Source organism: Acinetobacter sp. 25-47-122, assembly GCF_056779695.1.
This window is the reverse complement of sequence record NZ_JBWYIJ010000009.1, coordinates 13,798-26,855: the sequence shown is the minus strand read 5'-3', so window position 1 is coordinate 26,855 and position 13,058 is coordinate 13,798. Positions and strand designations below refer to the sequence as shown.

Sequence of the window (13,058 nt, the reverse complement as noted above, 5' to 3'; positions counted from 1 at the left end):
AATGACTGACCATAATCGAGACAACCCTTTGGAAGGTGCAATTTCAAACTTATTTGGGTTTATCTCAGCAAAAGACGACTCTGCGCAACTACTAATTAGTAATTTGGTAGATTTTCTTGCTAAGAAAGGTGTTATTAATTTAGATGAATACCTGGAGCATACAGAGAAGACTAAAAATAAACTGCTCGGGAAAATCAGCTCTAATACAGATCAAGAAGGCAACAAACAAATAATGGCTGCGATCGAGCAAACATTCACTTGGCATGTTAATGACTTCAAAAAACCTGACTAATTAATCTTATTCAAACAAAGCCGCCTTCGGGCGGTTTTTTATTGGAAGCAAGAAATGAGCAACCGAAAATTTAATTTTCCAGCCGACCGAGAGGGCAATAGTCAAACCAATTCATTCCAAGTTTTGCAAAGTCAATTTGGTGATGGGTATAGACAAACAACCTCGGTTGGCATCAACAATAAGCGTGGGGTTTGGAATTACACACGGACAACTTACAAAGACGAAATCATGCAGATCAAAGCGTTTTTTGATGAACATAAGGGTGCTGATTCTTTTTTATGGGATTCACCTTTAGATGGTGAAGTTCGAGTGATTGCAGGTGATTACACACCTGTCCACATCGGCGGATTAGTGTGGAGAATTTCGACCACGTTCACCCAAGATTTTCAACCTTAAATTAATTTAAACAACGCCCCGCTTAGTCGGGGTTTTTTATTGGAAAAATTATGGCTAAGCAAACAATTAACCAAGGCACTGCGCCAACGGGTGCAGGTGGTGACACATTTAGAACTGGCTCAGCAAAACTACAGGCGAATGATGATGAGATCTATAGTCAGTTGGGTGCAACGGCTCAGGGAGTATTACCTGCAGCATTACCTATTACCAAGGGTGGTACTGGGGCAACGACAGCCGCAACAGCACGTACAAATTTAGGTTTAGGTACCGCGGCGACCTTTACAGCACAAACCTCTAAATTAGATATGGCTGCAAACTCACTATTACGAGTTGGCGCATTTGGCCTGGGTGATGTAATGAGTTCAGGGACAGGAGCTTTCGAGATAAATGAATCTGATCCAACAAATTATCCAGCAGGATCAGGTTTTGTTTGGTCTGCTTCAACTGCAAGTCCGACTATCCCTGCATATTGTGTCGGAATCTCATTTACTAGAGGGGTTGGTGTCCATGCTCAAATTCTAGCAGCTCCAAGTACTCATGAGCTTTATTATCGTGTTAGACATTCGAATGTAAATGCTGCTGCATATTCTCTTTATAAAATATGGACTCAAAAAAATACCACAGTCGATTCAAATGGTTTTATCAAGGCTGCATCTCCGATTGTTCAGCTTTATGCAGATCATATTGAGATAAACGATGAAGCAAAACAGCAAGACATTACTTTTGAAAAATTGGGCATCGGTGATTATTTAATTAAAGGCTCATCTGGTTTTGCACTTGAAGGCTGGTATGTCGAAACTCCTAAAGATGCGAATGGCAATGTACTCTTTTCAGTGATTTACACAACATTGGAAAATGGTGATATCTCAGTAAAAACCTATAAGAAAAAGTTTGATTTTGAAACGGCTTCTATTATTGCCGATCTTAATAATCCGGTGGATATTACTGAAAATCGCTGGATTGATTTACGTCTGCAAGAGCTTCCGCAACCTGAGATTGAAGAGCCTGAATCAGCTACACCACCAGACTTTCAGCTAACCGGTTTAGCACAAGCAGTTGCTGCTGCAATGGAGTCGTACAATGGCGCTGAACAGTGATTTTCAAAAGCTCCATGTTGACGGCCTGATTACGCTTTTTGAACTCGATGCTCGCACTTTAGGTGCGGGCATTTTGCGTTTTCATGGCCATATTTCTTATGAAGACTGGGAAAAGATTTATTCACTTATTGGCTCTGATGGCTTGATGGGTGATGAATCTCAATTGATCGGTGAAGTGTTTAAACAAGGCGATCAAAAAACATGGTATCGAAATATCATTTGGCAAGGTGAAACTTTTGAGCCGATTGCATTGGAGGTTTCAGGTCTTGAAATGCGGTCAGACGGTAAAGCATCTGCGCCAACGTTTGCAATGGCAAACAATATTGGCGGCATTCAGGGTGCTGTGTCGGCTTACTGTTTACAGTTTGGCGACTTTGCAGGTGCGAAGCTTAAAGTGATTACAACGCTTGCCAAATATCTTGATGCTGAGAACTTTAGTGCAGGCAACTCAACTGCATCAAACGAATCAAAAGAGCAACTCTGGTATATCGAGCAAAAGACTTCTGAAAATGCTCAGCAAGTTACTTTTGAGCTTTCAAACCCTGTAGATTTTGAAGGTTTAAAAATCCCTGTTCGTCAGATTTCAAATTACTGTCACTGGTGCGCGGTAGCGGGGTATAGGGGCGAAGAGTGTCAGTACACAGGCACAGCAATGTTTACGGATAAAGATGAGCCAACAGACAATCCAGCGTTAGATCGTTGCTCTGGTCGGTTATCATCTTGTCGTATTCGAAACAATGAAAGCCGTTTTGGTGGTTTTCCAGCATCGAGTTTAATGTAATGAAATTAACTGCAAGACTCAAAAAAGCAATTCATTTGCACGCTTCGGAAATGTACCCATGTGAATGCTGTGGCGTGATTGTAGATGATGAATATATTCGTTGTCGAAATACCTCAGAGCATCAAGATCAGTTTGAAATCCATCATGAGGATTTAGCAAAAGCTGAGGACTTGGGTGAGATTCAAGCCTATGTGCATTCACATCCTGATGCAACTGCTAGAGCCTCTGATTATGACTTGCATCAAATTGAATTACATGACAAGCCATGGGTGATTTGCGCTTATCCAGATTTAGAGTTTCAAGTGTACGAGCCGTGTGGCTATAAAGAACCGCTTGTTGGTCGGAACTACCACCACGGTTGGCAAGACTGCTACTCAATTGTCCGTGATTTTTATGAGCGCGAACTTGGTATAAAACTCATGGATTTTGAACGCCAAGATGCATGGTGGGAATCCAAAGAAAACAAATCTCTATACCTTGAAGGCTTTGGTGTGGCTGGATTTGTTGAAGTGGATGAGCCGCAATACGGTGATGTGCTTTTATGTCGCGTTGGGCGAACAGAGCATGTTAATCATGCGGTGATTTGGTTGGGTGATAACGGTATGTTGAAATCTGAACATACAGAGCCGTGTATTGGTTCAGCTTTGATTCTGCATCATCCATATGGTCGCAAATCATGCCGTGAAATCTATGGTCCACAGTGGCAAGAACGAGTAGCAAAGGTAGTTCGATATGCTCAAAAAAATTAAGCTTTACGGTGTGTTAGCTAAGAAGTTCGGCAAAGAATTTCACTTGGCTGTAGATAGCACAGCCGAAGCAATGAGGGCTTTATCTGTTCAAGTACCAGGTTTTGAAAAATTTATGCTCCATGCTCATGAGCAGGGCTTAGAGTTTGTAGTCTTTCAGGATAAGCAAAACATTGGTGAATCTGAGTTGCAAATGACCACAAGTGCTAAAACCATCAAGATTGTACCAAAAGTGAAAGGTGCAGGTGGCGCAGTTCAGACAATTTTGGGCGCTGTGCTCGTGGTGGTGGGTGTACTTGTGACAGTGGGGACGCTTGGTGGGGGTGCAGCATTGGGTGCAGGCCTGATCGGTGCTGGTGCCGGCATGATGATTGGTGGTATTGCAATGATGCTGATGCCTAAAGTTGATTCGCAAGACCAAAACGAAGATGGAAACCGAGCCAACAAGGGGTTTGGTGGAGCAGTCACAACTGTCGCACAAGGCAATCCCGTGCCAATCCTATACGGACAGCGTGAAGTTGGTGGGTTTATTGCCTCGGCTGGACAGTACCCAGAAGATCTAATGTAAACAAGTAAAATACACAGGCGCATATAGCGCCTTTTTTATTGTATGAGGATGAGTATGAACGCAGTAATTAAAGGCGCAAAAAAAGGGTCAGGCTCAGCGAGAAAGCCAGTTATTGCACCTGATTCAGCACAATCCAAAACATTTATTAAAATCCTTTATGGATTATCTGAAGGTGAAGTTCAAGGCTTAGCTAATGGCTTAAAGTCCATTTACCTTGAAGAAACTCCGCTCGTCGATGGCAACAACAATCCAAACTTTCAAAACGTGCAAGCTGACTTTAGACACGGTACAAATGATCAGACTTACATTGAGGGCTTCCCTGATATCTCATCTGAGCAAGCGATTGGTGTTGAGCTAAAGTCTGCAACTCCATGGGTTCGTGCGATTTCAAATAGTCAGCTTGATGCTGTACGAGTGCGTTTAAAGTGGGGCGCATTACGTCAAACCAATGCAGATAACGGTGATGTAAAAGGCTACACAATCCGCTATGCAATTGATTTGCAGACAGGTGGCGGCACGTGGACAACAGTTCTAGATACGCAAATCTCAGACAAAACATCATCTAATTATGAGCGCTCACATCGTATTGATTTGCCAAAATCTGATACGGGTTGGCAGATTCGCGTCCGCAAAATCACACCTGATGCAGAATCTGAATACATCAGTGACAAGATGTATGTTGAAGCATTAACAGAGGTTATTGACCTTAAATTAAGCTATCCAAACACGGCTATGCTTGGTCTGCAATATGATGCCGAAACATTCTCAAATGTCGCAAAAATTGCAGTGGATTTAAAGGGTGTAAAAGTCCGAGTTCCAAGTAACTACAATGAATTTACGCGCACATATGCAGGTATGTGGGACGGTACTTTTAAGCGAGCTTATAGCAATAACCCTGCTTGGATTTATTATGATATCTGTACTTCAAAACGCTATGCACTAGGTGATCGACTTACATCACTTATGATTGATAAATGGTCATTGTATCGCTTAGCGCAATACTGTGATCAGATGGTAGATGACGGCAAGGGTGGTCAAGAGCCGCGTTTTACATGCAACGTATATCTACAAACAGCAGAAGATGCTTATAGCATTTTAACAAAGCTTGCTGGTGTATTTCGCGCAATAAGTTATTGGGATGGTAATTCGATTGTCTGTGATGCTGATATACCGCAAGACACATATTTTACATACACCCGCGCAAACGTCATTGACGGCATGTTTGAATATTCAGGCACTCGTGCGCGTGATCGCCATACTGTTGCAAAAGTGGCTTGGGATAATCCGCAAAATCACTACAAAACCGAATATGTATACGTGCGTGATGAAGCAGCAATTGGGCGCTTAGGCGTTAAGATTGCTGAGATTCAAGCATGGGGATGCACATCTGCAGGTCAGGCACAACGAGCAGGATTATGGGCTTTAAAATCTGAGCAGTTAGAAACACGCTCGGTATCGTTTAAGGTTGGTTTGGATGGACATATTCCACAACCAGGTCGAGTGATTGAAATTGCAGATGAGTTGTTTGCTGGTCGTGCTAATGGCGGGCGTATTGCGGAAGTGTCTGCAAATCTTCGCACCATTACGGTAGATCGTGAAAATGTGGTGTGTCGTGCAGGTGATCGACTTGTTGTAAATGGTGAGGATGGCAAGGCGCAAGCTCGTATCGTGTCATCAGTGAATGGTCGAAAAATCACTGTAACTACTGCGTTTGATTCAGTTGCACCGCAAAATGTGTGGGTCGTTGACGCACAAGATTTAAAAACGATGAAGTTTCGTGTGATGAGTATTACACAGAACGATAAGCATCAGTTTTCAATTAATGCGATTCAGTATGAGTCATCTAAATATGACGCGATTGATTTTGGTGCCTACATCGATGAAAGACCGATTTCAATTATTAATCCAAAAACACAAGATGCTGTTCAAAATGTGGTGCTGTCTAGTGAATATATGGTTCAGCAAGGTATCGCTGTATCCACTATGGTTATCGCATGGGATCAAGCGCAAGGGGCGACAAAATATCAGGCTGAATGGCGTAAAGACAACGGGACATGGAATAAATTACCTTTAACTGGCAGCAATTCGGTTGAAGTTCAAGGTATTTATTCAGGCAATTATGAAGCAAGAGTGACTGCAATTTCTGCTTTTGATGTGTCCTCTTTGCAAACCTATTCAGTGCTTACGAACCTTGAGGGTAAAACTGGAACACCGCCAGCACTGGCCAACATTCAAGCCACAGGTATTTTGTTTGGATTCAAGGTTAATTGGAGCTTTCCAAGTCAAGGCGCCTTGGATACTGCTTACACTGAAATTGAAATTGCAACAACAAGCAATGGTGCAAATACATCTCGTCTTGGCTTGTTTGCTTATCCGACCACAGTACATGAAATTCAAGGAATGCAGCCAAACTTGACCCGTTATTTCCGTGGTCGATTGATTGACCGAATCGGGAATGTTGGGCCATGGTCAAGCTGGGTAAGCGCAACAACCTCAGCGGATGCATCTGCCGTACTTGATATTTTGTCAGGCAAAATTTCTGAAACCCAATTACATCAAGACTTGCAAACAAAGATTAATCTCATTGATACGATTGCTGGCTTGGATGGTGATGTTGGAAACTTACTTGACGATATTTCAGTTGTGCAAACTCAGGTAAATCAACTCAATCAGTCACTAAACAATGAGACACAAGCGCGATTAGATGCGATTGAAGACTTAGAGAATGGTTTGGCTCAGGAAGCACTGGAAAGACAAAATGCAATACTGCAAGAGATTCAAGATAGAAATGCTGCGATTGCGAATGAGACCAATGCTCGAAACCAAGCCATCTTAGATGAAGCGTCTGCTCGATCATCCGCAATTGAATTAGAAAGATTGCAAAGGGTAGAGCAGGATAATGTTCTAAGTCAGCAAATCAATACTGTAAGCTCAAGCGTTGATGGTAATACCTCAGCAATTCAGCAAGAAATTACAGCAAGGTCTAATGCCGATAGCGCAATTAGCCAGCGCATAGATAGTGTTTTAATTGAAGTGGACAGCAACTCCGCAGCAATCAATCAAGAGGCGATTGCGCGTGCTGAAGCTGACGCCTTAAATGCAAGCTTAATCGAGTCTGTGCGTCTTGAATCAAGCCAAAATGATTCCACAATCCTTGCTTTGGTATCTGATGAATCTAATGCGCGAATTGATGCTGATAGTGCATTATCCGAGAGAATCACGGGTGTTGAGATTATAACTCAGCCAGACTTAATTGGATCGGATGGGTTAATCGGGAATTCTGAAGGTTATGTTGGTGCGTGGTCAATCTTGTCGGCTGTTCAAGAGGGAGATTTGTATCAAGCACAGAGAACCGATCTTCTTCAAGTAAGTGTTGGCGAAAATACTGCAAATATATTGAGTGAGCAAACCGCTCGAATAAATGCTGATAATGCACTAACCGAGCAACTCAACTCACTTAATGCAGAGTTTGACAACAATACAGCATCAATCAATCAAAGATTAAGTACTCTTGCTGATGACGCTCAAGCTGTATCACAAAGTCTAAGCAATATATCTGCACAGGTGGATAACAACGCTGCAAATATTATTGCTGAAATCCAAGCTAGATCAGATGGTGATCAAGCAAATGCTCAAGCATTGCAAGACTATAGAGCTAGCAATGACTCCGCACTTGCAAATGTTCGCCAATCCGCTGAAAGCGCTGTCTCTACATCAGAGGCGAATGCAACACTACTGAATGCTTTGGATGGCCGTGTAGCAACTGCGGAAAGTGATGCTTCAACAGCTAAAACCAATGCAGCCACAGCACTATCACAAGCCAACATTGCTGTTACTGAGGCAAGTGCAGCAGCATCTCAAGTGAATCAAATTCGAGTTGTTGCAAACGAAGCTGCGGACAATGCTGATCTTGCTATGCAGAACTCAGCAACAGCTTTAAGCACAGCTAATGCAGCGGCAGATCAATCAAGCGCCAATGCACAAGATATTGATGCTTTAACCGTTGAGCTTGGCACAAAAGCTAGTACAGGAGCTTTGGAGCAAACCAATGCAAATGTTCAAGAGCTTGAGGGTGTTGTATCTGCTAACACCACAAAAATTGACGGTGTTTATGCTCAAGTAAACCCAGCAATGGTCGGCTCAAATGATGATTTAATCGGTTCAACCGAGGGTTATGCGGGGGCGTGGTCGCAGCTTACAGCTCAGATCGAGGGTGATCATGCTTTAAGTCAGAGAATTGACTTAAATGTTGCTCAAATTAATGAGAGCAGGGCGCTTATTCAGTCTGAAATTGAAACTCGCTCTAGTGAGAATGAGGCTATATCAAGTCAAATTGTGAATATCCAAGCGCAAGTTGGCGAAAATAGGTCCCTAATTCAAATAGAGGAGCAGGCGCGTGTTGATTCTGATTCTGCCTTAGCTCAAAGAATTGATTCGCTTCAGTCTGAATTCAACGCCGATTTGCAGCAAAACTTGGCGACAATTCAACAGCAAATGCAAACTCTAGCGGATGCAGATTCCGCATTTGCAGATCGAATTGACACTGTTCAGTCATCAACCGCGATTGCTCAACAGACCGCAGAACAAGCCATTGCTGATGCTGAAGCAAAAGCAAATGCAGCCGAACAAGCAGCAAAAACTTACGCAGAAGCACAGGCTGAAGCTGAAAGATTAGCAGCTATTGCGGCAGCATCTAGTGATGCAACCGCAAAAGCAAGTGCAGCTCAACAAGCGGCAATTGCAGCAGCAGCGCTTGATGCTAAAAACAAAGCTGATGCAGCAGAAGCGGCAGCGAAAGCGGTTGCGAGTGCGGCCCAAAATTCAGCAGATGTAGCTCAACAAGCAGCTCAAAATGCAGCAACTTTAGCAGGCAATAAAGGTGAAGTGATTTATGGCTCGTCTGCTCCAGCGGCAGGAAAGCGATTAAGCCAAAACCTTTGGATCGACACGACAGGGGGTAATAACACACCAAAACGCTGGAATGGGTCACAGTGGGTTGCAGTAACCGATAAGGCGGCTACAGATGCAGCAGCAGCAGCAGCTGAAGCAAAGCTCGCAGCAAATACAGCAATAGATATGGTGAATACCACGAATCAAACTGTAGCTACTGTTCAGACCCAAGTGAGCACTTTAACAACATCCCAAAGTGCTCAAGCCCAACAGATAAACACACTTCAAACAATGGTTGGCAATAACACAGCATCGATTCAGGAGGTAAGCGAAAGTGTAGATGGCTTATATGCCCAAAAGTTTGTAAAGCTTGATGTAAATGGGAAGGTTGCAGGCTGGGGTGGTGCAAATACAGGGAAAGAATCTAACTTTATTGTTAATTTTGACTCGTTTGCAATTGGCAGTGGAGACAGCTCAGGTTATTACCCATTTAATTTCCGTACTACACCTTACACCGATCCAAACACTGGAACCGTTTTTCCTGTAAGTGCTTATCTGAAATCTACGTTCATGGATTACGCATCCATAGATACAGCTCACATAAAAGCACTAGCTGTTAAGTCTGCACAGATTGATGATTTGGCTGTTACATCGGGGAAAATCAAAGATTTAGCAGTATCTACGTTAAAGATTCAGGATGAGGCGGTTACGGTGCCAACAGGATTGAGGATTGATAACTTTCGACTAGACGCGCACGAGTACAGACTTAAACAGGAGGCTAATCCTGTCACACCCTACCCAACAGGTGCTGAAGCGGGACTGCAGTATTTATTAAGAGATAGTCCTCTTATATTTAATGTAAATATTCCTCGTCAAGGAGGTCGACTGCGTATTGATGTGAGCATGCAACTAAGCACCACATCTGCTAATGCTGGTATGTTTTTTGTAGTCCATTCCAATGGACCAAACCAAGGCAACATGACAGAGGCTGAACGGAGATTCTGCCGTCTAGTAGCTGTTATCTATCGCAATGGGGTTGAGGTTCATAGAGCATACTTTGCACCCACCTCCTTCCCTGGAACAATGGTTGGCTATACTGGTAATATGACATTTCTTGCGCTTGAAGACGATGTATTGACGGGTAATCACACTTACTCCATGAAAATAGGTGCATCTTACGCAGGCTCATTATCTGGAGTGGTGGTAAGCCCATCAACCAACAACTACAACCAATACTGGATAGATTTGAGTGGGATATCCGTATCTTTTCTAGAGCTAAAAAAATGACAGCAATTATCTCAAAACATGGGGAGTTTTTATATTCTATCCAGGGTAATGCAGAGACAATTGAGTTAAACAAACCCTTGGGGTGTTTCGCTGTACCCGACCCACCTAAAGCAAATATGTATTACCAAGGAGGGTGGAGGGATTTACCCCCTCAACCATCGCCTTATTGTATATTTGACTATTCCAGCAAAGAGTGGGTTGACACCCGAACACTTGATCAAATCAAGGATCAGAAATGGTCTGAGATTAAGTCTCTTAGGGATTCCTTCGAGTCGGGCGGTTTTGAGTTTGAGGGCAATGTTTATGATTCAGATCAGATGTCTCAAGGTCGCATTTTAGGTGCTTCAAATGCTGGGGTTGATCAAGTCTGGACGCTTGCAGACAACACAACAGTTGAGCTTACAGCACAGCAACTTAATCAGCTTTATCAAGCATTACAAGCACATATTTCATCAGCTCATGAACGTGGGCGAATTGCAAGACAAGCTATCTATTCAGCAACAACTAAAGATCAGGTTGAAGCTGTTCAATTTTAATTAATTTTTATGGGGAACCTATGGATGACTTAAAGTTAGTCATTGCGTCACTTGAACCATTTTATACAGCCATTGCGAGTTTCGTGATGGCTTTTTTAATGGCGATTTTTCGCACGGCTAGAAAACACGGCAAGGCAGACTGGCTTGAAGCTTTTATGTGTGGGCTTTTCGCAATTGGTGCTTGGTCACTTATGACATGGTTTAACGTACCTGAAATTGTGGCTGTTGGCGTGTCGTCTGCAATCGGCTTCAAAGGCACTCATTATGTGAGTGATAAAATTGACAAGGTAGATATGAATGTCAAAAAAGATAACAACTCAACAAATTCATGATCAGGCGAAAGCTCTTGGTGTTGATTATGCAGCACTTCGAGCAGTCATTGAGGTTGAGTGCAAAAGCTCAGGATTTAATATTGATGGCACACCAGTCATTCTTTACGAGCGCCATGTCTTTTACCAAAGGCTAAGGGTGATTAATTGGATTACAAAGTCTAATGAGTGGGCTAAAACTTATCCTGATTTATGCAATCCGATTGCTGGTGGTTATGGCAAATTTTCAGAACAACATAGCAAGCTCGAACGAGCTTCAAAACTTAACCGTGATGTGGCGCTTGAATCGTGCTCATGGGGTTTAGGGCAAGTGATGGGCTATCATTGGAAGTCACTTGGTTATCCTTCTTTGCAAAATTTCATCAATGCGATGTACAAAGACGAAGCTGGTCAACTTGACGCGATGTGTCGATTTATCAAAGTAAATGGACTGGTCGATGAGTTAAAGCGCAAAGATTGGAAAGGTTTTGCTCGTGGATACAATGGTCCAGCATATGCAAAAAACAGTTATGACACAAAGTTAGCTGAAGCATATAAAAAGTGGAGTAAGTAATGCCTATTATTCAACTTCTGTGGAAATATCGAAACTTGGTCGCAATAGCGACTTTTTTTATTTTATGGCTTGGTCAAATTGCATATACAAATCATTTAAGCGGAAAGTTGGCTAAAGCCGATGCTGAATGTGTAAAGCGCATTAATAAAGTCAATGATGCATATCAATCAGCCTTGGATGCTTGGAAAACAAAAGTATTCATTGTTGAGAATAACCTTGAAACCGAGCGCAACAATATCAAAATCCAATTTCGAGACATTAAACATGAAACTCAAAAAATTATTACTGAGCGCGTTTATACTGATTGCAAGTTTACTGATGACGGCTTGCGTATCGCCCAAACCGCCATCGCTACCGCAAATTCCAGCAAGCCTATTGACTGATTGCCAAGATTTAAAACAATTGGAGACTGGCGAAATGGGTGAGGCATTAATTTGGATTGTTGATACTTCTGAGCAATACGCAGATTGTAGAGCTAAAGTTAAAGCATTTATTAAAATCCATCAGCCCTCTAAATGAGGGCTAATTTATTTAAATATAATAAAATTTTTAAAGTACAGTTTTCTGCCTGATTCACTATCTATTAATTTATATACATATAAATCATAATTATTCCTATGCTTTAAATCATATACATTTTGTTTGTAATCACCATCGAGCATTAATTTTCTGAAATATAAATTACGTTTTAAATCGAATGCACTTAGAATTTTTTTCATTTGCGACCTCTATCTCTATATACCTTGTGTAGATGACTTTCCAGAACCCAAATATCACCATCGATGACAACTTTATTGCCATCGTAAAGAGATAAATTCTGGCCATAAAAATCTGTAATGTTATTTAGTTTCCCTTGATAATTATAGTTTGCCCAAGCACATCTACGATCACTGTGGTTTGACTCTTTGTGAAAAACGAGGATTACTTGAGGGTATTTAATCATCATGAGTTTAATTCTCGGCACCAATATAATCTGGTATTTCAACAAAGTAAGCTTGATTGGTAGTAATGCTTACCCATTGCAACGTCCCGATTTTATTAATGAGTTTAATATTATTGTTATCGTATAAGCTGATTAATACATTATTATCATCAAAAAACCCAATATATTGAATAGCTGGATTTCTGTGAAAGTTTTCATACATTTTATGGACTTTAACTTTAACAATATTCATTATTTATCCTAATCACCTAAAAGGAGTTAAACCTTTTAAATGATTTAAGAATTCTGAGTTATAAGTTATTTTTTAACTTCAGCCTCAGTATGCTCTTTCGGAGCATCTTTAGTTTGTCTGTTCTCAGCATTTAATTGCTGTTCCTTATTTTTTTCTTGCTGAGCTTTTTGCGTATTATCGCCCACAGGATTTGATTGTTGCTGGTTCTGTTGCTGGGTTTTAGAGTCACTTGACTTTGTGAAATTTGACATAATGATTGTCCTTGAATTGTCAATAGTATTATCGACAAACTCAGCATGTGCCTTATATTTATTAATAGATACCCTGAATATGTATCAAGATTTATAGTTTTAGAAATATTTATTATGAGTGCCTGATATTAATCGATTATTAATATAATATTTAAAT

General features: G+C 41.5%; 14 protein-coding genes. 12 read left to right on the top strand and 2 right to left on the bottom strand.

Annotated elements, in window-relative coordinates; all coding sequences use genetic code 11:
• Window position 1 precedes the first annotated feature (1 nt).
• Genes AC1M9P_RS09465 through lysC form a run of 12 tightly spaced genes read left to right on the top strand, consistent with a single transcriptional unit; the run spans window position 2 to window position 11,994 of the window.
• Window positions 2-292, top strand: a complete 291-nt coding sequence (locus AC1M9P_RS09465; protein ID WP_481587433.1) for a hypothetical protein — start codon at window positions 2-4, stop codon at window positions 290-292.
• A gap of 54 nt (window positions 293-346) precedes the next feature.
• Entirely contained in the window at window positions 347-688 is a 342-nt protein-coding gene (locus tag AC1M9P_RS09460; RefSeq protein ID WP_481587432.1) for a phage tail protein, read from the top strand.
• 50 nt (window positions 689-738) lie between these two features.
• The gene (locus tag AC1M9P_RS09455) at window positions 739-1,785 is read left to right on the top strand and encodes a phage tail fiber protein (RefSeq protein ID WP_481587431.1); all 1,047 of its coding nucleotides are present in this window, start codon (window positions 739-741) and stop codon (window positions 1,783-1,785) included.
• Window positions 1,769-2,566, top strand: coding sequence for a phage minor tail protein L (locus AC1M9P_RS09450; protein WP_481587430.1), 798 nt, complete (start codon window positions 1,769-1,771; stop codon window positions 2,564-2,566). The genes AC1M9P_RS09455 and AC1M9P_RS09450 overlap by 17 nt, the downstream gene beginning before the upstream one ends.
• Window positions 2,566-3,315, top strand: coding sequence for a C40 family peptidase (locus tag AC1M9P_RS09445; protein ID WP_481587429.1), 750 nt, complete (start codon window positions 2,566-2,568; stop codon window positions 3,313-3,315). The genes AC1M9P_RS09450 and AC1M9P_RS09445 overlap by 1 nt, the downstream gene beginning before the upstream one ends.
• A complete protein-coding gene (locus AC1M9P_RS09440) occupies window positions 3,299-3,880 on the top strand; it encodes a tail assembly protein (protein WP_035266167.1) in 582 nt (193 codons plus the stop codon). The genes AC1M9P_RS09445 and AC1M9P_RS09440 overlap by 17 nt, the downstream gene beginning before the upstream one ends.
• Window positions 3,881-3,934: 54 nt before the next feature.
• Window positions 3,935-10,057: a TipJ family phage tail tip protein gene (gene gpJ, locus AC1M9P_RS09435; protein ID WP_481587428.1), complete on the top strand. Its 6,123-nt coding sequence runs from the start codon at window positions 3,935-3,937 to the stop codon at window positions 10,055-10,057.
• A complete protein-coding gene (locus tag AC1M9P_RS09430; protein ID WP_481587427.1) occupies window positions 10,054-10,593 on the top strand; it encodes a DUF4376 domain-containing protein in 540 nt (179 codons plus the stop codon). Before gpJ ends, AC1M9P_RS09430 begins: the two co-directional genes overlap by 4 nt.
• A 20-nt stretch (window positions 10,594-10,613) precedes the next feature.
• A complete protein-coding gene (locus AC1M9P_RS09425) occupies window positions 10,614-10,925 on the top strand; it encodes a phage holin family protein (protein WP_481587426.1) in 312 nt (103 codons plus the stop codon).
• Entirely contained in the window at window positions 10,891-11,475 is a 585-nt protein-coding gene (locus tag AC1M9P_RS09420) for an N-acetylmuramidase family protein (protein ID WP_481587425.1), read from the top strand. Before AC1M9P_RS09425 ends, AC1M9P_RS09420 begins: the two co-directional genes overlap by 35 nt.
• The gene (locus tag AC1M9P_RS09415; RefSeq protein WP_481587424.1) at window positions 11,475-11,858 is read left to right on the top strand and encodes a hypothetical protein; all 384 of its coding nucleotides are present in this window, start codon (window positions 11,475-11,477) and stop codon (window positions 11,856-11,858) included. Before AC1M9P_RS09420 ends, AC1M9P_RS09415 begins: the two co-directional genes overlap by 1 nt.
• Complete coding sequence (gene lysC / locus AC1M9P_RS09410; protein WP_481587423.1) at window positions 11,740-11,994, top strand: Rz1-like lysis system protein LysC; 255 nt, start codon at window positions 11,740-11,742, stop codon at window positions 11,992-11,994. The genes AC1M9P_RS09415 and lysC overlap by 119 nt, the downstream gene beginning before the upstream one ends.
• 431 nt (window positions 11,995-12,425) lie before the next feature.
• Here the strand turns inward: lysC and AC1M9P_RS09405 are convergent, their stop codons facing one another.
• Both AC1M9P_RS09405 and AC1M9P_RS09400 read right to left on the bottom strand, forming a co-directional pair.
• Window positions 12,426-12,650 (bottom strand): hypothetical protein, encoded by a 225-nt coding sequence (locus AC1M9P_RS09405; RefSeq protein WP_481587422.1) that lies wholly within the window; start codon window positions 12,648-12,650, stop codon window positions 12,426-12,428.
• A gap of 65 nt (window positions 12,651-12,715) precedes the next feature.
• Complete coding sequence (locus AC1M9P_RS09400) at window positions 12,716-12,901, bottom strand: hypothetical protein (protein ID WP_481587421.1); 186 nt, start codon at window positions 12,899-12,901, stop codon at window positions 12,716-12,718.
• Window positions 12,902-13,058 lie beyond the last annotated feature (157 nt).

Excerpts from the sequence above, each read along its gene's own strand:
- gpJ (WP_481587428.1), top strand. The coding sequence starts at position 3,935 with ATGAACGCAGTAATTAAAGGCGCAAAAAAAGGGTCAGGCTCAGCGAGA.
- AC1M9P_RS09440 (WP_035266167.1), top strand. The coding sequence starts at position 3,299 with ATGCTCAAAAAAATTAAGCTTTACGGTGTGTTAGCTAAGAAGTTCGGC.
- AC1M9P_RS09415 (WP_481587424.1), top strand. The coding sequence starts at position 11,475 with ATGCCTATTATTCAACTTCTGTGGAAATATCGAAACTTGGTCGCAATA.
- AC1M9P_RS09430 (WP_481587427.1), top strand. The coding sequence starts at position 10,054 with ATGACAGCAATTATCTCAAAACATGGGGAGTTTTTATATTCTATCCAG.
- AC1M9P_RS09425 (WP_481587426.1), top strand. The coding sequence starts at position 10,614 with ATGGATGACTTAAAGTTAGTCATTGCGTCACTTGAACCATTTTATACA.
- AC1M9P_RS09465 (WP_481587433.1), top strand. The coding sequence starts at position 2 with ATGACTGACCATAATCGAGACAACCCTTTGGAAGGTGCAATTTCAAAC.
- AC1M9P_RS09450 (WP_481587430.1), top strand. The coding sequence starts at position 1,769 with ATGGCGCTGAACAGTGATTTTCAAAAGCTCCATGTTGACGGCCTGATT.
- AC1M9P_RS09445 (WP_481587429.1), top strand. The coding sequence starts at position 2,566 with ATGAAATTAACTGCAAGACTCAAAAAAGCAATTCATTTGCACGCTTCG.
- AC1M9P_RS09405 (WP_481587422.1), bottom strand. The coding sequence starts at position 12,650 with ATGAATATTGTTAAAGTTAAAGTCCATAAAATGTATGAAAACTTTCAC.
- lysC (WP_481587423.1), top strand. The coding sequence starts at position 11,740 with ATGAAACTCAAAAAATTATTACTGAGCGCGTTTATACTGATTGCAAGT.
- AC1M9P_RS09400 (WP_481587421.1), bottom strand. The coding sequence starts at position 12,901 with ATGTCAAATTTCACAAAGTCAAGTGACTCTAAAACCCAGCAACAGAAC.
- AC1M9P_RS09455 (WP_481587431.1), top strand. The coding sequence starts at position 739 with ATGGCTAAGCAAACAATTAACCAAGGCACTGCGCCAACGGGTGCAGGT.
- AC1M9P_RS09460 (WP_481587432.1), top strand. The coding sequence starts at position 347 with ATGAGCAACCGAAAATTTAATTTTCCAGCCGACCGAGAGGGCAATAGT.
- AC1M9P_RS09420 (WP_481587425.1), top strand. The coding sequence starts at position 10,891 with ATGTCAAAAAAGATAACAACTCAACAAATTCATGATCAGGCGAAAGCT.